Source organism: Gemella haemolysans, from assembly GCF_001553035.1.
GTDB lineage: Bacteria > Bacillota > Bacilli > Staphylococcales > Gemellaceae > Gemella > Gemella haemolysans_B.
Genome location: NZ_KQ959957.1, coordinates 1 through 21128, shown reverse-complemented (window position 1 = coordinate 21128; position 21128 = coordinate 1). Strand labels below are relative to the sequence as shown.

The 21128-nt window shown below is 28.5% G+C and carries 18 protein-coding genes and 1 pseudogene; 2 read left to right on the top strand and 17 right to left on the bottom strand.

The features are described from left to right. The first annotated feature begins 12 nt into the window (after nt 1-12). Nucleotides 13-612 carry a response regulator transcription factor gene (locus HMPREF3186_RS04475; RefSeq protein ID WP_060914113.1) on the top strand — a complete coding sequence of 200 codons (600 nt, stop codon included), beginning with the start codon at nt 13-15 and terminating at the stop codon, nt 610-612. A gap of 414 nt (nt 613-1026) precedes the next feature. Here the strand turns inward: HMPREF3186_RS04475 and HMPREF3186_RS04470 are convergent, their stop codons facing one another. The 12 genes and pseudogenes from HMPREF3186_RS04470 to HMPREF3186_RS04425 all read right to left on the bottom strand — a co-directional run bounded on the left by HMPREF3186_RS04470 (nt 1027) and on the right by HMPREF3186_RS04425 (nt 14009). Beyond that, on the bottom strand, nt 1027-1677 hold the full coding sequence (locus tag HMPREF3186_RS04470; protein ID WP_060914112.1) for an MmcQ/YjbR family DNA-binding protein: 651 nt from the start codon (nt 1675-1677) through the stop codon (nt 1027-1029). A 7-nt stretch (nt 1678-1684) separates the two neighbouring features. Beyond that, the gene (locus HMPREF3186_RS04465) at nt 1685-2554 is read right to left on the bottom strand and encodes a glutathione S-transferase C-terminal domain-containing protein (RefSeq protein WP_060914111.1); all 870 of its coding nucleotides are present in this window, start codon (nt 2552-2554) and stop codon (nt 1685-1687) included. 15 nt (nt 2555-2569) lie between these two features. Continuing rightward, entirely contained in the window at nt 2570-3529 is a 960-nt protein-coding gene (locus HMPREF3186_RS04460) for a Gfo/Idh/MocA family protein (protein ID WP_060914110.1), read from the bottom strand. A 236-nt stretch (nt 3530-3765) separates the two neighbouring features. Next, a complete protein-coding gene (locus HMPREF3186_RS04455) occupies nt 3766-4056 on the bottom strand; it encodes a bacteriocin immunity family protein (RefSeq protein WP_060914109.1) in 291 nt (96 codons plus the stop codon). Between the two features lie 16 nt (nt 4057-4072). After that, nucleotides 4073-4234 (bottom strand): hypothetical protein, encoded by a 162-nt coding sequence (locus HMPREF3186_RS09385; RefSeq protein WP_231724161.1) that lies wholly within the window; start codon nt 4232-4234, stop codon nt 4073-4075. Nucleotides 4235-4448: 214 nt separating this feature from the next. After that, nucleotides 4449-4613: pseudogene (locus tag HMPREF3186_RS08885) on the bottom strand (3'-5' exonuclease); the annotation flags it as partial. Nucleotides 4614-5006: 393 nt separating this feature from the next. Next, nucleotides 5007-5651 carry a VTT domain-containing protein gene (locus HMPREF3186_RS04450; RefSeq protein WP_060914108.1) on the bottom strand — a complete coding sequence of 215 codons (645 nt, stop codon included), beginning with the start codon at nt 5649-5651 and terminating at the stop codon, nt 5007-5009. 82 nt (nt 5652-5733) lie between these two features. Further along, nucleotides 5734-7002 carry a transcription termination factor Rho gene (rho, locus tag HMPREF3186_RS04445; protein WP_060914107.1) on the bottom strand — a complete coding sequence of 423 codons (1269 nt, stop codon included), beginning with the start codon at nt 7000-7002 and terminating at the stop codon, nt 5734-5736. Between the two features lie 212 nt (nt 7003-7214). After that, entirely contained in the window at nt 7215-8102 is an 888-nt protein-coding gene (locus HMPREF3186_RS04440) for a DMT family transporter (RefSeq protein ID WP_060914106.1), read from the bottom strand. 10 nt (nt 8103-8112) lie between these two features. Further along, nucleotides 8113-9441, bottom strand: coding sequence for a hypothetical protein (locus HMPREF3186_RS04435; RefSeq protein WP_060914105.1), 1329 nt, complete (start codon nt 9439-9441; stop codon nt 8113-8115). A 5-nt stretch (nt 9442-9446) separates the two neighbouring features. Continuing rightward, the gene (locus HMPREF3186_RS04430; protein ID WP_060914104.1) at nt 9447-10262 is read right to left on the bottom strand and encodes a 6-phosphogluconolactonase; all 816 of its coding nucleotides are present in this window, start codon (nt 10260-10262) and stop codon (nt 9447-9449) included. Nucleotides 10263-10361: 99 nt separating this feature from the next. Next, a complete protein-coding gene (locus HMPREF3186_RS04425; RefSeq protein WP_060914103.1) occupies nt 10362-14009 on the bottom strand; it encodes a UvrD-helicase domain-containing protein in 3648 nt (1215 codons plus the stop codon). Between the two features lie 122 nt (nt 14010-14131). Here HMPREF3186_RS04425 and HMPREF3186_RS04420 point away from each other — a divergent pair, with 122 nt between their 5' ends. After that, nucleotides 14132-14977 (top strand): metallophosphoesterase, encoded by an 846-nt coding sequence (locus HMPREF3186_RS04420; RefSeq protein WP_060914102.1) that lies wholly within the window; start codon nt 14132-14134, stop codon nt 14975-14977. A gap of 48 nt (nt 14978-15025) precedes the next feature. Here HMPREF3186_RS04420 and pepF read toward each other — a convergent pair whose 3' ends face one another. The 5 genes from pepF to HMPREF3186_RS04395 all read right to left on the bottom strand — a co-directional run bounded on the left by pepF (nt 15026) and on the right by HMPREF3186_RS04395 (nt 20714). Then, on the bottom strand, nt 15026-16828 hold the full coding sequence (gene pepF / locus HMPREF3186_RS04415; RefSeq protein ID WP_060914101.1) for an oligoendopeptidase F: 1803 nt from the start codon (nt 16826-16828) through the stop codon (nt 15026-15028). Nucleotides 16829-16941: 113 nt separating this feature from the next. After that, nucleotides 16942-17493: a GNAT family N-acetyltransferase gene (locus HMPREF3186_RS04410; protein WP_060914100.1), complete on the bottom strand. Its 552-nt coding sequence runs from the start codon at nt 17491-17493 to the stop codon at nt 16942-16944. A gap of 8 nt (nt 17494-17501) precedes the next feature. Then, nucleotides 17502-18407, bottom strand: a complete 906-nt coding sequence (locus HMPREF3186_RS04405) for a metallophosphoesterase family protein (protein WP_060914099.1) — start codon at nt 18405-18407, stop codon at nt 17502-17504. Between the two features lie 64 nt (nt 18408-18471). After that, complete coding sequence (locus tag HMPREF3186_RS04400; protein ID WP_060914098.1) at nt 18472-19842, bottom strand: sodium:solute symporter family transporter; 1371 nt, start codon at nt 19840-19842, stop codon at nt 18472-18474. A gap of 26 nt (nt 19843-19868) precedes the next feature. Next, the gene (locus tag HMPREF3186_RS04395; RefSeq protein ID WP_060914097.1) at nt 19869-20714 is read right to left on the bottom strand and encodes a sulfurtransferase; all 846 of its coding nucleotides are present in this window, start codon (nt 20712-20714) and stop codon (nt 19869-19871) included. Between the last annotated feature and the right edge of the window lie 414 nt (nt 20715-21128).

The following is a 21128-nucleotide window of genomic DNA, read 5'->3' as shown; positions in this document are numbered from 1 at the left end:
CAGGAGGACAATATGAAATTACTTATCGCTGAAGATCAAAGTATGTTACGAGATGCAATGTCAACATTATTATCAATGGAAGATAGCGTTGAGAGTGTACTTCAAGCTAAAGATGGAAAAGAAGCAATAAATTTAATTTCTACTAATGATATAGATGTAGCCATACTTGATGTAGAAATGCCTGAAGCAACAGGACTAGACGTACTAGAATACATTCGTAGTAATAATATACATTGCAAAGTTATTATTGTGACAACATTTAAACGAATGGGGTATTTCGAACGTGCTATAAAAAATAACGTAGATGCCTACGTCTTAAAAGATCGTTCAATCGATGAGCTTATGAAAACTATTAATAACGTCTTAGCAGGACACAAAGAATACTCGCCAGAACTAATGGAGAACATCTTTAATAGTCACAATCCATTAACAAATCAAGAAAAAATTATTCTTTTAAAAATTAAAGAAGGATTACCAAATAAAGAGATTGCTAATGAACTGTTTTTATCGGAAGGAACTATCAGAAACTACATTTCTAACATCCTAACTAAATTAAACTGTAAAAACAGAACAGAAGCTGTAAAAAAATCTACTGAAGAAGGATGGCTTTAGATAACAAGAAAACTCGCTATAAGATTATCACTACTTTCGTCAATATTTTACATTGTACTAACAGTAATATACTTTGCTTATATAATATCAAAAATTAATAATTCTGACAGTCCTAGTGCTAGTGCTGGTTTAGGTTTGCTACTTGCATTTCTAATACCTCACTACTTTATGCTCTTAATAGCTGTTATTTTTAATATTGTTATCTCATTAATAAAATTCACGAAAAATTATTTAATAATTATAAATATTATATTGTATATCATAGCTGGTGCGTTAGGGATTTATATTGGATTTTTCTTTATTATTTCTATCATTTTCCAAATAATATTCTTGATAATTGCATACAATAAATAGAAAAAGGAACAACTCTAAATCATAATTTTTACAAATTGATTTTTAGTTGTTCCTGTTTTTTTATTTAACTAAAGAATAGCTTATATCAATTAATTCTTTTATTGTCTCCAATTTGATATTTTTATCTAACACTATACTAATCCAATGCTTTTTATTCATATGGTATGCTGGGAAAATATTTTTATTATCGATAATATCTAAAATGTTATCCGTAGGATATTTTACATTTAAAATTTTCACTTTAGTTGTAATATCGGTATTTTTATTCAATTTACTATAGTCTACATCCAGAAACAAGGCATACCATTTATTTTTTTCATTTACAAACGCCAATATATCGGGATATTTTTTAAAAGGACTAACATGATTTTCACCGTATTTATTATTACAATAGTCGATGATTTCTGAACTTATTTTTCCTGATTCATCAGCTAATCCTAATATTGAACTTAGTAGTTTCTCTACATGTTCTCTGATATTTTGTACCGTTTCACCTACAGCACTATCTACACTATACAACGAATAAATCTCATCAAATTCTAAATCATAAACTTCTATCAAAAGTTGACTATTAACAAATACTATTTCTATTAAAAAACTACTGTCTAAAATTTCTTTTCTATATATTAGTTTTTCCGCTTCTTCCTTAAATCCATACTGTAAAAGTTTTTCTTTTTTGAAGTTATATTCTTCTACATCAATTATTTTCATAAAACTTTTATTCGAATCTAGCTCTATCGTGACTTTGATTCCACTTATCTACTTCTGGTCCTTTTGGTACAATAGTTTTACCTGCTGATACGTAATACCCAACCTTAATTGCTTCAAAGTCTGTTGTAGATCCGAATCCTGGTGTTTGATATAAATCTTTTAAGTAGTTGAAAATGTTAGGATATTCCTCAATTCTCTTTTTATTCGCAGAATATAATCCATAATAAACGACATCAAAGCGAATCATAGTAGTATAGAAACGAATATCTGTTTCTGTTATTGTATTACCATAAAAGTATCTTTGATTTGATAAACGATCCTCTACTACATCCATCATATTAAAGAATCTTTCGAATGCCTCATCATATTTTTCTTGACTTTCAGCAAATCCCATTCCATATACACCATCATTTAAAGCTACAGCTAATTTTTCATTCCACTCATCGATTTGACCCGCAAGATGTTCAGGATATAAATCTATTCCGTCTTTCTTATGTAGTTTACTAAATACTGTCGCAAATTCATGAAGTAACTCAGCAGATTCTTTTCTAACTACTTTTCCTGTAGTTACATCAACAAGCACTGGTACTGAATATGGTCCTTCATAATCTGAATCACTATTTAAGTACACATCTTTAATTTTTGATTGTTTTAAAACTGGATCTAGACCATCTTTATCTAAGCTAAATTGCCATCCTTCTTCTCCACGACGATAATCCAATGTTCCTAAACTAATCGCATCATCTAATCCTAGTATCTCTCTTGCTATAACTGCTCTATGTGCATACGGACACACCGCAGTCCAAAATAGTCTGTATCTTCCTTCCTCTATAGGTTGTTCCTCTGTTCCAAATGGTTTACTAAAAAATTTTTTCATGTGATTTTCTCCTTTTTAATTTTCTATAAATTTTTTCGCTTTTTCATAAATATACATAACATTTAAAGTATGTTCTTTTTGATTATTCATGAATTTAAAATCTTTATTATTTATAACTTCAACGAACTTTTTAAACTCAGCAAACATTCTGTGTGAATGAATATTTTTATTTTCATCTATAAAGTTATCTTTTGTTTTAATACTGTAATTAGGAACTTCATTGGTAGGACCAATAACTTTAATTATACCTTGATCACCTTGAATATTTACATAACTATTATTAAACGTATCTTTAGCTGCTATACATACTACTTTAAAGCTATCATATTCTAATAAAAGAATACCAGAAGTATCAACATCATTCACTATATTAGGTACATAATGTACTTTACCAGGTTTACCAAACAATCCAACGACAAAATGAATATTATAGATATTTAAATCACCAAGTACTCCTCCACCTTTGCTCTTATCAAAAACTGGAGCTATTACTCCATTTTTAAATGCTTCGTATCTTGAAGAAAGTTGAGAAAAATTACACTCAACAAGTCGTATTTCTCCTATGTTATCAATATTATCTTTTATATCAAGATAATTTTTTTGATATTGATTTGTTATTGCTTCAATTAAAATTAATCCTTTGTCTTCAGCTATTTTAAACAATTCTACAGCTTCGTCATACTTTAATGTAAAAGGTTTCTCACAAATAACATTTTTACCAGCTTCTAGAGCCTTCTTAGCAACTGTATAATGTAAATTATTTGGAACTGCAACATAAATTGTATCTACTTCTTTATTTTCAAGACAAAGATCAATATCAGTATATATTTCTTTAATATTATATTTGTTTTGTAATTCTTTTAAATTTTCAATATTTCTAGCTGCTATAGCTTCTAATTTAATTTCTGGAAGTTCATGAGCAAAAGATAAGAAATCTTTCACTATCATTCCAGAACCAATAATTCCTAATTTCATGTTTTCCTCCAAATTACTATGTATCCTTTAATTATATCTTTATAAACTTACACTAGCAACTTTTCTGCATAAAAAAAGGAATCATGAGCTTTAAGCTCATGACCCTTCTCATCAGTCCTAAATTTTGGAGACTCTAAAAAACCTAATGAATGGAGTCCTTAGGTCTTTACTCTATGCAACATACTAACTAATTGCTTTATATACATATTTTACACTGTTTTCTTTGATTTTACAAATTATTTTTTTAATATAGAATCAAATAAATAAAATCCTATAGAATTATTAGTAAATCTACTAATTTTAGTCATAAAAATACCACCATTACTAGAAATACTTTTTTGTCGTGCTAAATAAGCTAAAGCAGGTGCTAATTGAAATAAAACTGCTTCATAATATTCATTTTCTTTTTCAATTAACAAAATAGCTTTCTTATACAATTCTCTCTCTTTTATTCCAACCTCTTTATCTAATATCAAATTATATAAATCAATTAAAATTTCTTCTTCTTTAGGAGAATAATTAAACATATAAAATTCCTAATAATTACCAATTAATAGTTGGTTCCAATGGTGAACCACCACCATCATTCGCAATAGTAGTATACTGGGAATAAGTAGTAACTTCTGTACTTCCTTTTGCATCAGCTATATTAAAATTTAAAAACATACTACCTGATAATAAAACAAAAAATAATTTCTTTTTCATAATAATAGAACCTTCTTTCTGTTATTTTTTAGAAATTTTAACATTTTTTTTGATATTAGAAATAAATTATTAGATTTATTGTAAGATAAAAAAATAAAAAATACAAGTCTTTTATTTAATTTTTTAAAATATTTGTTAAAACATCACTCTTTACACTCTGTCAAAATACTTTCTATTTCTTTTAATTCTTTTATAAACTTACTATCCTTATGCCCTATATATACAATCTTTCTTCTGCTCTTGTCATTGCTACATAAAGCAATCGTCTTTCTTCTTCTACATTTATTTCTAACAATACATTTTTATCTAACTTTTTATAGTTTGCTTTATACAAATAAGGATAATTCTCATCTATATTCATTATAAATACATTTTTTAATTCAAGTCCCTTATATAATTAATTTAACTTTGAATTTATCTCCCTATCAAATTTGATAGATTGTTTTATTTTTTATATTTAGTTATCTTCATACTGGCAAGGGGCTGACTCAAAAGTCCTAAATTTTAACAAAATGTATATGAAAACTCATAGACGCAGTGGTTTATTGATATCTAAATGCGCTTTAGAAAAGCTTTTTAGATATCTAATAAACTGTGCGGGGGTGACTCGACAAAATCGATTTCTCCGAAATCACGATTTTTGAGTCACTCCCTTACTTTTTTGTATAACAAAATGTACAAATATTTCTTTTGTAACTACTTTCTTAATTAATAAAAAAATAATTAGTATGGATTTTTCTCATCCACACTAATTATCATACACCCTATTATTTTATGCTTTTTTTCTAGATTTAATTGCCCCAATAATTAAAGGAATTAAACTAATTAAAACAATACCAATTACTACTACTGAGAAGTTTTTCTTAACAAATGAAATATTTCCGAAGAAGTACCCTATTGATATAAATAATGTACACCAACAAAGTCCTCCAAAGAAATCTATCACTCTAAATTTAGAGTATTTCATTTTACCAGCTCCTACGATAAATGGAACAATCGTACGGATAATCGGGAAAAATCTCGCTAAGAAAATAGATTTCCCTCCATGTTTTGCTACAAAGTTCTCAGCATCCTTTATGTTCTCATCAGACACAAATTTTTTAAACCACACCTTACTCTTTAAATAATCAGAGAAGTTTCTTCCAATAAAATAGTTACAATTATCACCGATTACTGCAGCACTTATACATAAGAATAATAATAAAAAGATGTTATTCCCTGTTGCTGCCCATAATGCTCCACTAGCAAATAATAATGAGTCACCTGGTAAAAACGGCATGAATACAACACCAGTTTCGATAAAGATAATTAAGAAAATTATCCCATACATCCACCATGGACCGTGTTGAATCATTAATTCACCAAGATGCTTGTCAATATGCAATACAAAATCAATTAAAAATTTAATTGTTTCCAATGTAATCCTCCTAAAATAAATATGTTCTAATGATTATACCATAGAGAACATACCCTGTCTAATAATCATGTAGTTTTATACATTAATCTCTTATGAATTTTTTCATTTCAGCAATGTAGTCCTCATTACTTTCATGTTTTCTAAGATGATTCAATACACCGATAGTTGGTTCACTAACATCTTCAAGCTTCCTACGTGTTTGCCATAAGATTTTCACTTCATCTTCTGTTAGTATTAAATCTTCTTTTCTTGTAGAACTCTTCAAGAAATCAATAGCTGGATAAACTCTTCTTGAAGCTAATTCCGGTGATAAGACAATTTCCATATTCCCAGTTCCTTTAAACTCTTCGAATATTAGATCATCCATTCTCGAACCAGTATTAATCAAGGCAGTTGCGATTATAGTTAAACTCCCTCCACCTTCAACATTTCTCGCTGCTCCAAAGAATGCTTTTGGCTTGTGAAGGCTCGATGGATCTACTCCTCCACTTAAAACTTTTCCACTACTTGGTTCTACAATATTATATGCACGTGCCAGTCTCGTTATACTATCCATAAGTATAATTACATCTTGACCAAGTTCTACACGACGTTTAGCGTGCTCAATTACCAATTCAGCTACTTTAATATGATTTTCAGAAGTCTCATCAAATGTTGAGCTTACAACATCCGCTCCTTTTACTGATCTTTCCATATCAGTAACCTCCTCAGGTCTTTCATCAATTAAAAGAATAATTAACTTCTTATCAGGATAATTTTTTCTGATGGAATTTGCTATATCTTTTAACAATGTTGTTTTCCCAACTTTAGGTGGCGCTACTATTAATCCACGTTGACCAAATCCAATCGGTGCTACCAAATCAACAAATCTTGTAGAAAGTTTTTCCTTAGTAGTCTCTAAAACAATTTTTTGATTCGGATAAATCGGTGTTAAAGCTTGGAAATGCGCTCTACCTTTTGCAACTTCTGCATCAACATCATTAACTTTATCAACTTGAAGAATACCTGCAAATCTTTCACCTTCACGAGGTTTACGAACCTTCCCAAAGACTTCGTCACCTTTTTTTAACTCGAAACGGCGAATTTGAGAAGCAGAAATATAAATATCCGTCTCACCTTTTTTATAATCAACCGTTCTTAAAAAGCCAAAACCATTTTCTGGATGAATATCATCTAAAATTCCAGAAGCATAATAATGTTCTTCACTTAAAGATTGTTTTTCTAATATTGCTAAAACTAATTCTTTTTTATTTAATGTATAATACCTTGGAACACTAAGTTCTTTTGCTAAAGCAGTAAGTTCTTTAGTATTCATGCTTTTATACATTTCATCAAATTTTACGTTACTCATTTTTATCCTTTCTCTGCAGATACCGAAATCCTCTTAAAATATTTAAACAAAAAATTATCTAATTGAAACTGTCCTTAGGTATATTATTATCATAATTTTTTATCTAAACATACAACTTTAAACGAGAGTAACTTAAAATCATTATTTTCAAAATCGATTTTAAAAGTTACCCCCGTTCGGTTCATCAAATATCTTAAACTCTTATTTTTTATTTATCTCTTACTTAGTACAATTACCGCTGATAGGATAAAACCTGCACCAATTAAATCTATCGTTCCAAATGTTGTCCCTAGCAACAGAAACGAGAACATTATGGCAGCAATCGGTTCAAAGCATCCGATAATACTTCCCGTGACTGCACCGATTAACCTAACACCTTCTAGATATGTAGAAAATGATAAAATTGTACCAACTAAAATTACTCCTGACATACATATTAAATCAATCAATTTAAAATTATCCGGAATATAATAACTACCTGTTAAGAAGTATACTATGATACCAGAAAATAATAATCCCCAAGCCATTATAGGCATTACACCGTATTTTGTAGTTAAACTTATTGAAAAAATATTATAACTAGCAAGACCAAATGCAGAAAGTACTCCCCAGAATAATCCTAATGTAGAAATATTCAGTTTACTAAAATCAAAATGGGTTGCTATTAACACCGTTCCAAATAGTGAAACTACTATTGCAATAACTTCTCTTGGAAGGGGCCATCTTCTACCTATGACACAATAATATAACATTATTATTACTGGACCAATATACTGTATAACCGTTGCCATGCCAGCATTAGTATACTTAATTGTTAAGAAAAATGTCCCCTGACAGATTAACAGACCAAAAAATGAGAAATTTAGTAGTTTTAAAATATCTTTCTTATCTGAAAATACTCTTACTAAGTTATTTTTATCTTTAAGGAATAACATAGCTACCATTACGATTCCAGAGAAAAATAATCTATTGGCTATTATCCAAACAGGGTCTATTTTTGATATATTTAGTAAATATTCCCCTAATACTCCTGATAATCCCCAACATGTAGCCCCAAGTAAAGTAAAGACTATACCTTTTTTCATCGTACTTTGTCCCATAATTACTCTCCTAATGATCAAATAGTTTTAGGCTAGAACTCACTATCTTATTAGATTTTTCTATTACCTCATCGTATTTCTCATCTTTTGATAATAATATACTTGTAAATAATGTAATCATATTATTTTGAGCTACCATCATATTACCGCATGTATAGAACTTAGCATCTAAATCACTAGTAATATACCCGAAAGGAGAATACCAAAAACCATAACCCACATTATAATTTTCATCAAAAAACTTCTTCGCTACACTTTCTGGATATCCTTTTATTATTGGCATAGGATATAAAAGACTAAGAGCTTTTATCGCCTTTTGAGAATCCTCAACTTTAGAATTTAAAACAGAGAATACATCTAATTTTTTCCCCATTAGTGTTTTATCATCATATACATTAAACTCAGTCTCATAATGTGTTTCAAAATCCTCTTTATATTCTTGAATTATTTCTTTTTCATCAAACATAATTGAATAATCATTATTAAATAAATTTTCTTTCTTCAAATAAAGATGTGCTTTCAAATCATTTTCAGTATAATCTAAGGAAATAAGTGGATTAGTTGTTATAAATAAACTTTTCTTCGATTCAAACGCAATAAAATATCTATTTTTGCTCAAAAGATATTTAGTTATTGCCCCTAATGAAGTATTATTTTCTAATAATATTAAATTTTTTCTTGATAAAACTATTCGTTTTAATTCTTCTTTTTCTATTTGAAGAAGAGCTTTCCTAATATTTTCTTGCCAAAGCTCTGGATAAATTTCTCTAACGACATTAATCTGTGGCTCACTAGATATTTCATTTTCATCATCAAGTTTGTTTAAAAATGAAATTCTCTCCGCCCATAACTCAGAAAACTCTTTTTCCTCTTTCATATTAAAGAACAATGTAATATAAACATCATCACCTTTAAAAACTGCGAGTATACCTGGTACAACAAAAGAAGTATCACTAAAGTCTACCCACTCTTGGCTATTTTTATTATTACCGTCAGAAATTCCACCGTAAATACCAAAGTATTCACAATCATGTTCATCTATCTCTAAAACACTTACCTGTGCTCTTAACTCTTCAAACCCAGATAGAACACTACTATTATCAAAACTTGTTAAAAAATCATTAGAGTCTAATAACCATGTTGCTTCATAACCTATTCCAATTATAGAAGATTTAGTATCAGGGGTTCTTATAATAAATCTCTCACCTTTTTTTGGAGTGAAAAGACTGATAAATTGAGCTTCAGTAAAAGTTTTCTTCAATTTGAATTTTACAACAAGCTTATCATCAAGAACTGTATCACTAAAATCATAATCTATAATTTTCTGATAATCATTCATACTTGTTACCTATCCTTTTTTTTCTCCTCATTTTGTAATTTTTCTTCACGTTCTTTAATTTCTAATCTTTTTTGTCTTTGTTTAATAAGTCTATTTACCTCTTCTTCAGACTTATAACTAGCTTCTTTATCAGTAAAAATAAATAAATTCTTATGGTCATTTAATATCGATAAAATAGTTTTTTTATCAGAATCTTCATTTTCGAATAATTCCTCAATATATTTTCTCTTATCACTTCCTAATACAACTACAAATAAATTTCTAGCTGCCATTAGATTTTCATAACCAATACTAATTAATTTATTGCCATCAATTTCCATTCCAGCATCCTGAAGTTGTGATTTTTCCTCATTCGAAAATTCCACAATGTGAAGATTTTTGTTTACTTCATCTGCAAAACGATAGTCAAGTATTCCTCCATCAGATCCTAGGAAAACTACTGCAACATCTATCGGATTGTCAGATAATACTTCTTTATACGTATTTAAGTCCTCTTCACAATCATTGCTATTCAATGTTTGAGGATAATAGATATTCTTAGTTTCGACATCTAATTTCTTAAATAGCTCATATCTAGCATATCTATATAGTCCAAATTTTTCTTCAATATCAATATCAGCAAACTCACGTTGACCTAACATTATTACATGTTTATAACGATATTTCCCCATTTTATTATCATCTATCATTCTATTTGTAAATTGAGTATTAATAATATTTTCTGGTAAGCAGATAACTGCACCATCTTCTAAATTTTTTTCAAATTCATCATACATTCTATTTAAAACAGCTGTTTCACTATTACAAACTATATATTTCACAATTTCACCTCCATAGTTTAATAAATCATTTTTTATTATACCACAATTAGACTCTACTAACAACGTGATAAAATTTCATAATTGTACTATTGTTTTAAGTTACTCTATTTCAATTAAACTTGAAAGAACATAAGAATATACAAAAGTTCTAATATTATTTAATTTATAATATTCCGCTACCGCTTCTTTATAAATTCTAAGTTGTTCCCTGTGTCTATCTCGTAAAATTTCTTCTCCATTCCTACTAGTTACGTGATCCGTTTTATAATCTACGATAATTGCTTCCTCATCAGAAATTTTAATAAATAAATCGACAACCCCTTGCAGTATAACATCTATATCACTTTCACTATCATCATATAATTCTTTTGCCTTCTTAGCAGTTGTGAATGCTATCTCCGTTTGGCAAAATTCACTTTTAGCTACTACTTTTATTAACTCACTATTAATAAAATTAGTAATCTTTTCTATATCATCTTTATTATTTATATTATCAAATTCTTCTTGAGATAGTATTCTATGTTCTTTTATATTCTGTAGTAAATTATCTGTTTTCTTTAAGCTATCGATGTAACTCACTACATCCGAAATCTCTACTCCTGCTCTAGTATCATTAACTATCTTTTCAAAAAGTTTATGAATGATATTCCCCCTTAAGATCGCCTTACTAGTAGATGTTGATTTTTTTAATGTGGTTAATTCTAAGTATCCTCGTTTTTCTTTTTTATGATTCCACTCGTAATCTTTAGTATTAATTTTTTTCAAGGCACTATATGATGTTTTAGCAGGAAATACTTTATTTTCTACTTCGATCGTGTGATTATCACTTTGTTTGCTTGATTCATCCTGTTGCATACTTTCAAATTGCTTATAAAATTCTTGCAAATCAAATCCCGAACTATCTTCTACATCTTTTACAAGAGGCTCACTTTCGTAATCTTTAAACAAAGCATCCTTTTCATTTTCAAAAATAAACTCTTCTCCATAATCACTCAGTAGATTACTTAAGATTTTCTCAAAATTATCGTCCTCTATTAGAGCTTGGTATAACGGTTTATCTTTAGCATTCTCGTTATTTAATTGTATTCCATTTGGACTTACAAGGTGTAGCGAATTTTCAGCACGAGTTAACGCTACATATAAATTACGTACTTCTTCTTCTCTTTCACGCAATTTTATTAAAATACTATTAAATTTATACAACTGATCTAATTTTTCTATATTACTAGAAGTTAATCCAAACTTTTGACCTAACTCTTCTGCATTGATAGTTAAACCAAAGATTTCTGTGAATAATACTTCACCTGTATAACCTCTTTTACTAAATGAAGTATCTAAATCGGCCACAAAAACTATCTTATATTCTAATCCTTTTGAAATATGAATTGTAGATAAAGTTACACTATCATTTGGTGTGCGTTTTTTTGTTTCAAATACCTCATCATTTTTTATAATTTTTAATTGATTTGCCAAGCCACTTAATTTATTATCTATATTTTGATAATCATTAACGATATCTATAAAGTTTTCATAATAATCCAATTCTTCATCATTTGTATCAATTGTTACTAAATAATTTTTAAAATCTGTATCAATAGCTATACATTCTAATAGATTTGGAAGTGAATTGTTCAAACTAAAATTCAACCATTTTTTTAATAAATTTACAGTATTATAATCTTTTTCCTTTTCACTATTTTGTAATTTTTCAAAAAGATTTTTTCCTTTTGTTATGGATAATTTTAATAATTCATCATTACTGTAATCAAATACCTCAGTATGTAAAATTGCAAGTAAACTAGCATCTCTATTCGTATTATCTAAAAATCTAAGTATATTATACAAAATATTAAATGCATTAGATTCAGTAAATCCAACCTTTTCTTTAAAGAATAACGGTATATTGTATTTAGCAAAAACTTCTTTAAAACTAGACATTTTTGTACTATTTCTAACTAAAATAGCATAGTCACTATACTTTTTACCATTTTTTATACCTAATAATATTTCGTAGGCAATATTTTCTATAGATTGTTCTCTATAAGATTTTTTATCTTCTAAAAGTTCACCTGTAAAATAATTCATCTTACCATTAATTAACCTAGTTGGAATAATTTCAGAACTATTCTTTTCTTTTGCTTTTGGATAATATAATGCACTATCTTCTCCATAACTTACCCCAGCATTTTTATTCCCCATAAGTCTATTAAAAATATAATTACTAGATTTTAATATATTAACATCACTTCTAAAGTTTTCTTTTAAAACTATACAGATTCCTTCAGATTCATCTTCAAAAGAATATTCTTGTTTTTCTGAATAATTATCAATTTCTAGTTTTCTATAACTATTATATTTCTGTTCGAATAAATCAGGATTTGATCCTCTAAAGCCGTAGATTGCTTGTTTCACATCACCTACCCTAAAGAAATGCACTCCTTCTCCTTTAATAAGATTTAAGATATACTCTTGAAGGTTATTATTATCTTGATACTCATCAACATATATTTCTAAGAAATAATTTTTATAATACTGAGCCGCTTCACTAGGAACAATTTCCCCATTCTCTTCTCTAGTTAAAGCCTTTATAGCAAGATGATTTAAATCAGAAAAGTCTAAAAAGTTATTCTCACGTTTTATTTTAATGAAATCATTGTGCAGTTTCTTCAATAAACTTGTAATCGACTTAGCCAATAAATTCATTTTTTCTAAAACTTTAAAATAATTTAAATAATCAACAAGAACCTCATGGACTCCACTTAATAGCCCAGTATCATAAATATTATCTTCAATCTCAAACTGTGTATTAAGCTTACTTATAAGCTCTTTTATCTCTTCAAGTTGTTCTTGATTACTCTTTATAGAAACTTCATCTACATACCTTGCAAGCTTTTCTTTTTTTGTTTCATCTAAATTTACAAGAGACAATATATCTAGTGAGCTTTCCTTCTTACTATCTATTAAATACTGTTGTACATACTTGCAGAAATCTATCGCAATATCTATACTTTCTTTTTGTGTTAACTCACTAACTTTATTAAACTTATCTATTATACTATTATCTTCAATTTCAAAATTGTTAGTTACTAAATCGTTTAGTTTTGTAAAATCTTCATCTAGATAATTTTGGAAATTTGGAATATTTAATAATTTATAGTATAAATCAATAATATAAGAGCTAATATTCTGTTTAGAGCCAAATACTGTAAATAATAGGTCAGTCGTATTAGAGTCTTCCTGTACTAATTGTTCAAGAACATTTCCTACTGTTTCATTTAATAATCCTCTACTATTCGAAAGAATACTAAAATTAGGTGATAAATATTTAATTTCATTATCAATCTTTTCTTCAACAAGATAATAAAATTTCTTTAATACATTTAAACAAAAGCTATCAATAGTACTAATATAAGCATCATTCATTAACATTCTTTGTTTTCTTAAATAGATTAAGTCTTCTTCCTTATTAGTAGATAGTAATCGTTCACTGATTTTATTCTCAATTCTTACAATCATATTCTTTGCCGCAGCTGTCGTGAATGTCAGTACTAGTAAACGATCTATATCCCATCTATTAGAAGCTACCTTCCTTGCAATTCTCTCAGAAAGCACTTCAGTTTTACCACTTCCAGCAGCTGCCGCAACAAGAACATCAGCACCGGTAATGGCTATTGCTTGCCATTGCGGGGCTGAATAAGAATGCTTTCTAGAAGCGGCTATTTTATCAATCTTCTCAATTTTTATCATATATTTATCCTCTAATTTCGCATTAATTATCATTATATATTTTAACATACTTTAAGCTTTATGGTATAATATTTTAAAATACTATTATGTTTATTACTAAAATATTTTAAAGGTGAGATGTAATGAATCGAAAAATTTTAGCGCTAGCTCCGATTATTGCAGCTAGTTCAATAATAAGACAAAGTAAAAACTTAAAAGTAAGAAAAACTACTCTTAAGTTTGATAAACTACCTCAGAATTTTGACAATTTTAAAATCGCACAAGTCAGTGATGTTCATTGTGATAGGATTGGATATAGTGATCTATCATTCATAAAAAAAATTAAGGATTTTAATCCGGATATGATTGTTATTACGGGAGATATTTTAGATAGCTATAATAACGACATGGATATTGCTTATAACATTCTAAGTCAATTAGCAATAATAGCTCCATGTTATTTCGTCTCTGGAAATCATGAATTAAGGCTTCCTAAAGAATACGAGCAGCTTATAAATAGAATGAAAAAACTTAATATTACGTATATGCACAATAGCAATCTATTAATCACAAAAAATAATGAAAGTATTAATTTGGTTGGAGTTGAGGATTATAATTTCTTTAAAAATGAAGATAAGCTAAATCATAGAGCAAACTTCATAAAAACTCTAGAAGAACTTTACTCTCCAAATCACTTTAATATACTTTTATCACATAGACCTGAGAAATTTCCAATTTACGCAGATATAAAATATGATCTTATTTTTTCAGGTCATGCTCATGGTGGTCAATGGAGAATTCCATTTATAGGTGGCATTTTCTCTCCTAGTCAAGGTTTCTTCCCAAAATATACTAATGGAAACTATGTTCTAAAAAATTCAACTTTAATTGTTTCTCAAGGTCTTGGTAACAGTTCATTTCCTATTAGGATTAATAATAGAATAGAGTTAGTTTTAGCAATATTGAAAAAAGAAACTCAAAAATCATGATTTATTTAAATCCGATTTTTGAGTTTCTATATAATTATTAAATAATTATTAAAAATATAATTTTTCAAATTTTTCTATTTTTTCTTCGAAACCTTGAAGTGCTAATTCTATAGCAGCCGGTTTAGACATATCTACTCCAGCATTCTTTAGAACTTCTATTGGATAATTAGAGCATCCTTTTGAAAGAAATTCATCAATATAAATTTTAGCATTTTTACTATCTTCTAAGATTAATTTAGATAAAGCTTGGGCAGCTGAATATCCTGTTGCATATTGATAAACATAATAATTGTAATAGAAGTGCGGTACTCTAGACCATTCATATTTTATATCTTCATCATAAGTGAAGACATCCCCGTAGTATTTCTTAACCAAGTTAAAGTACTCAGTATTTAAATAATCAGCTGTAATTGCTCCCCCACTTTGAAGATGTTGGTTAATTTTATGCTCAAATTCTGCAAATTGAGTTTGGCGATATACTGTTGCTACAAAACCACTTAACGCTTCATTTAGAACACGCAACATACCATTTTTGTTACCTTCTTTTTCGAATTTATTATAAAGGTACTCAGTTAATAATGCTTCGTTACAAGTCGATGCTACCTCTGCAACAAAGATTGAATAATCTCCATATACATATGGCTGATGTTTTCTAGTATAGTAAGAGTGCATAGAGTGACCAAGTTCATGAATCAAAGTATATACATCATTCAATGTCCCATCAAAATTTAATAGAACAAATGGTTTTGTAGTATAACCACCCCATGAATACGCACCAGATCGTTTCCCTTTATTAGGATAAACATCAATCCAACGTTCCGTGAATGCTTTTCTCATATCATTCACATATTCTTCACCCATTGGTTTTACCGCTTCAAGCACAATATCACGAGCCTCTTCAAATGTAAATTTTAATGGTTCGCCTTTTACCATTGATACTGATCTATCGTATAATCTAAAATCTTCAAATCCTTTTGCTCTTTTATGTAGACTATAATATTTTTGTAGTGCAGGAATTTTTTCATTTACTACTGATACTAAATTATCATAGACTTCTTCTGGAATTAAGTTATTAGATAATGCATTATTTCTTGTTGATGAATACTTATACACATCTGCATAATATTTTTTTCGTTTTAAATTTCCACCTAATGTAGATGCTAACGTATTATTATGTTTTTTGAAATAATCATATAAGGCATGAAATGTATTTTTTCTAAGTACTCTATCTGTGCTCTCCATATAAGTACCATACGTTCCATGAGTTAGAGTATGTTTATTTCCATCTTTATCTTCTACTTGTTCAAATTCAACATCAGCATTATTTAACGCTGAAAAAGTTTCATCACTTGCATTTAGTGCCTCACCAGCCATCGCAATAATCTTTTCTTGTTCTGCATCTAATGTGTGAGGACGTTTTTTATTTAGTTTTTCTAACTCAAACTTATAAACTTTCAGTTCATCTAGTTCTTCTACATATCCCAATAATACATCTTCTTCAATAGAAAGTAGTTCCGGTTTTAAAAATGACCATTCCGCATAAAACTTAGAACTTAAATTCATTGTTTTAGCATATAATTCACCGTATTCAGCATCAGTACTATCCTGATCTTTTCTTAGAAAAGCATAAATAGTTAATTGCTCCATTTTTAAAGACATATCTTCTTCGGCTTTAAATACTTCTAATAGTCCTTTTGCGCCTTCTTTAACTTTTCCTCTATAGTTTTTTATTTCTGGAATAAGTTTTTCTACTTCTTTAAATTGGTTCCAAAAATCATCATTTGTCTTAAACATTGATTCTAAGTCCCAAGTATTTTCAACTTTTTGATCTTTTCTTAGTAATTCAACCATATTTTTTCTCCTTATATTTATACATATTCTCAATTATATCACATATTTTAATAATTTGGTAATTTATATTTTTAAAATTAAAATAAATTTTCTGAAAATACGATTTGAGCAACTTATTTTCTTTTTATTAAATGATTATAATTTTCATGTCCTATAAAAATTTCACCTTCTTTTTTAAATCCATAACTTTCGTATAACTTTCTCGCTCTATTATTTGATTGTGCAACATTCAAACTTAACTTAGCTTCTTCACTATTAACAAATTCTGTTAATAGTTTATTGCCAATACCTTCTCCTCTGGCATCAGAAAATACAAATAATGTGTCTAAATAGAATTCTCCAATCAGTACTTCATCATAATCAAAAATTATAGAATCTTTCTTTAGATCAAAATTACTTACAGCTTCCCCATACCAAAAATCCTTCATTTTATTGACTTCATCATAATGATATGTAAAAGAAAATCCTTTAATCACACCGTCAGTTTCATATACTGTACAATTTTTATAACTAAATCTATCATATTCAGATGAGAATACATATTCTAAAATCTTTAAAACCTTCTCTTCTGAATAATCTTTTAAGATATCTATCTCTAATGATTTAATAAAATCAAATAATCCTTCTACTACTTTGTTATCTTCTTTCGTTGCTTTTCTAATCATTTTTCCTCCTATACATTAATATCTTCTATTTCTAGTGACGTTCCATTAATTATACGACTTTTATAAGAAATACTCGCTGGAGAATCATCTGGCCATATTTCTTCAAACCATAACTTAAATTTCTCAATATCAAAATTAACTTTAACCAATTCAACATATAGTCCATTTCTAAATTCTGAATATATCGCTTTTTTATTGCTACTTTTAGCTATTCTAGTAATTAAGCCATATGTTTGTCCCTCAACATTCGCCATTCCAGCTGCCCCATTATTAATAACAATATTTCTACCATTATCATAGACTGCTGGTAAGCATGTGTGTGTTGTTGCTAGTATATCAATATTGTTTTCTTCAAACCAACTATCTAACTCTTTCTTTCTAGATTCTAATTTTAAATTATCATTTGAACATTCCCAACCCGACATACTTTTCTCATCGCCATGAGTAATTGCAATCTTTTTACCAAAAAAATCTAAAACTAAGGTTTTTGAACGTTCTTTTATATCATTAAGTATTTGATCACCTTTAATATTTTCTTTCATCATATTGTGAATAATGTTTGATCGTTCTACTACCCCATCACTAACGTCCTCAGGATAATTGCATCCACACCCTAAAGATAATGTATTATTTAATAATTCAAATTCAACATTTCCTAAAAGTTTTATACTATCTTTAGATAACTCTTCAATCTTTAAAAAATCTTCCTTTTCAATATCAAACCAATGCATATCACCATTAAAAACTATCTTCGCATTTTCATCATGTGCCATCTTATTGATAATTTCTAAAGCATATCTATTTCCATATAATCCTCCAACTATATAGATTACTTCCTCTTCTAATTTTTTACTTTTCTTTGTCCAATCCTTCCTAAGAATATACTCTAATGAACAATTTCTACCTTTTTCCATACAACTCTCTCCAAATTAAAAATAAAAGTAAAGACTTACCATCTTTACTTTTATTATATTATATTTATTTGTTTTTTGCGAACATTCCTGGTACTACATAACCAATAATACATAAAATTAATCCGTATAAATTAACTCCTAGTAGTAATGCATTCTTACCTGTACCAATAGCCCAACTTGTAGGAATTAAATTAATAGTTAATAGTATTCCTAAAATAATTCCAATCCAAAAACTCAAGTGGAATCCTAATTTTGTTGGTTTAACAAAACCGTGTAGTAAGAAAATCGGAGCTAGTCCAATTACCATTGTTCCACTAATCGTTGTAGCTTTAAGAATATCTGTTCCCATAATCATTGGAAGATTACCTATAATAGCAAATGCGATCATAAATAAAATAGCTACTTTCTTAGGATTTTTTAATCCTCTATTAGACATTTCTGGTAAATCCTTAGCAGTTAACTTCCCTAAACTTGCAAATGTAGAGTCAAGTGTAGAACCTGCTGCCGACACCATTACTACTATCATAGCAAAATACCCTACGACACCTAAAGTTTTACCTAAAGCTGCTGGAACGTTGCTACTTACTTCCATTCCAATTAATTTCGCATGAATTCCAATAAAACTAAAGATTAGAATAGAGAAGAATCCTAGTATACCAGATACGAAAAATGCACGTAGCATAGTCTTTTCACTAGCTATAAATCCTCTATCTGTAAGTACTGGATCGTGGAATGGATAACTAAATAATTGTAGAATTGTTACAAGTAACATATCTACACCTGCGTTCATCGCCCAATTTCCTGATGTTACAAAATCACTAATGTTATGTTGCGGTAAAATTAAAGTAACTACCCAACCAACAAAAAATATAAAAATAACGGCTTGGATAACATCGGTTACGATTGAACTTCTTAACCCACCTAGTACAGTATACCCTAAAGTAATAGCAGTAAATAGAATTGCAGAGATAATAAACTCTTTACTACCTGCTTTTCCATAATATCCACCTACAACAGAAGTATTACTCCATACTTCATTAAATAAACGAATAAGTATCGCAGCTGAAAATGCAACAGAAGCTGCTTTTCCATAATTAGAAGTTAAGAAACTTACTAATCCTTTTGCTTGGTACTTTGTTCTTAATCTATAAATTGCTAAACCACAAATAGGAATACAAAGCCAATATGTTGCATAAGCTAATCCACCAACAAAGCCATATTGGGCTCCTAAATTTGCAGCGTTAGTTACAGATTTAGCAAAGATCCAACTTATAAAAATACTTAACATAAGCATCATCTCAGTAGGTTTTTCACCTCTGTTGCCATCACCTCTAAAGAATCCAGCTTCTGTTACCTTCTTTGGTGATAATAAAAACATTACCACTCCATAAACTATTAAAAATCCCCAAAATAGATATCCCGTCATATCAGTCATTTTCTATATAAATACTCCTTATTATTTTAATCTAATACTACTTCACCAACATTAGCGTATCTTGCAAATGATGGTTCATAGTTTCGCACTGTAAAACCTAACTCTTCTAATATTACCGCAACGTACGAAGCACGAACTCCAGTAGTACAATAAGTAACCTGTAGTTTATTTTTATCTAGTCCTTTGCCAGTTACATATTTTTCTAATACTGATCTAGATTTTAAAAATCCATTACTATCAACTAACGAATTAAACGGTAGAGAAATTGCACCAGGAATATGACCTGCTTTATTCTCTCCATAAATTACACGACCATTATATTCAACTTCTAATCTAGTATCTATAATTTGAATATCTGTATTACCTATTTTTGATAATAATTCGTCTGTATAAATAGCTTTTTTATTTTGAGTTGCTTCGCTACGAACTACATCGCTAACATCAATTCTGTCAGTAGTTGGTACATATTTCTTATTAAACCCTAGTTTCTCAACTTGTTTAAAACCGCCATCAATGAACTTAACATTATCAAATCCTGCATAACTAAATGTATATAGAACTCTTGCTTCATCTCCAAATCCTTGTTCAGGCATAGTAAAACCATATACTAGTACTTCAGATTCATCAGTAATTCCTACTTTAGAAAAAATTTGTTGATAATTCTCTTTAGATAATAATTTCCCAAGTTCTTCTCCACCAAATTCTCCAAGTAAACTTATATCAGTCCAATCAACAACTATTGCTTTATCATACATTAAAGAACCCTCTTCAAGCATTCCCCCACGTGCATCTATCACAACAATATTATTATTTGTTCTATTATTTAATAAATACTCAGCATCAACCAACTTTTTAAAATCAAATTGTGTCATAACTTTTTCTCCTTTCTAACTATATTATTATTCATTATAACATAGCTTTTAATTTAAAAATATAATTTCGCATTCTAAATATCATAAAATTATTACATTTTTAAAATAACTAAGTATATACACACCTAAGTATATACAAATTTAACAAATGATATTTTTAAACAAATCGTAAACATAACTATTTACAACATTGAATAATCATGATATAATAAATCGGAATTGTTTTGAATTGAATTATTAAGGAGAAAATAGATATGAACAAGAAAAAAATGATTATTACTGGTGCCTGTGGTTCATTAGTAATCGGACTATCTGCATTTGCTGGATACGAATACGGAAAACACCAAGCATATGAAACTACACCACTAGTGCAAAATACAGTACAAGCAAAAAAAATTAATTACTCTGACAAAG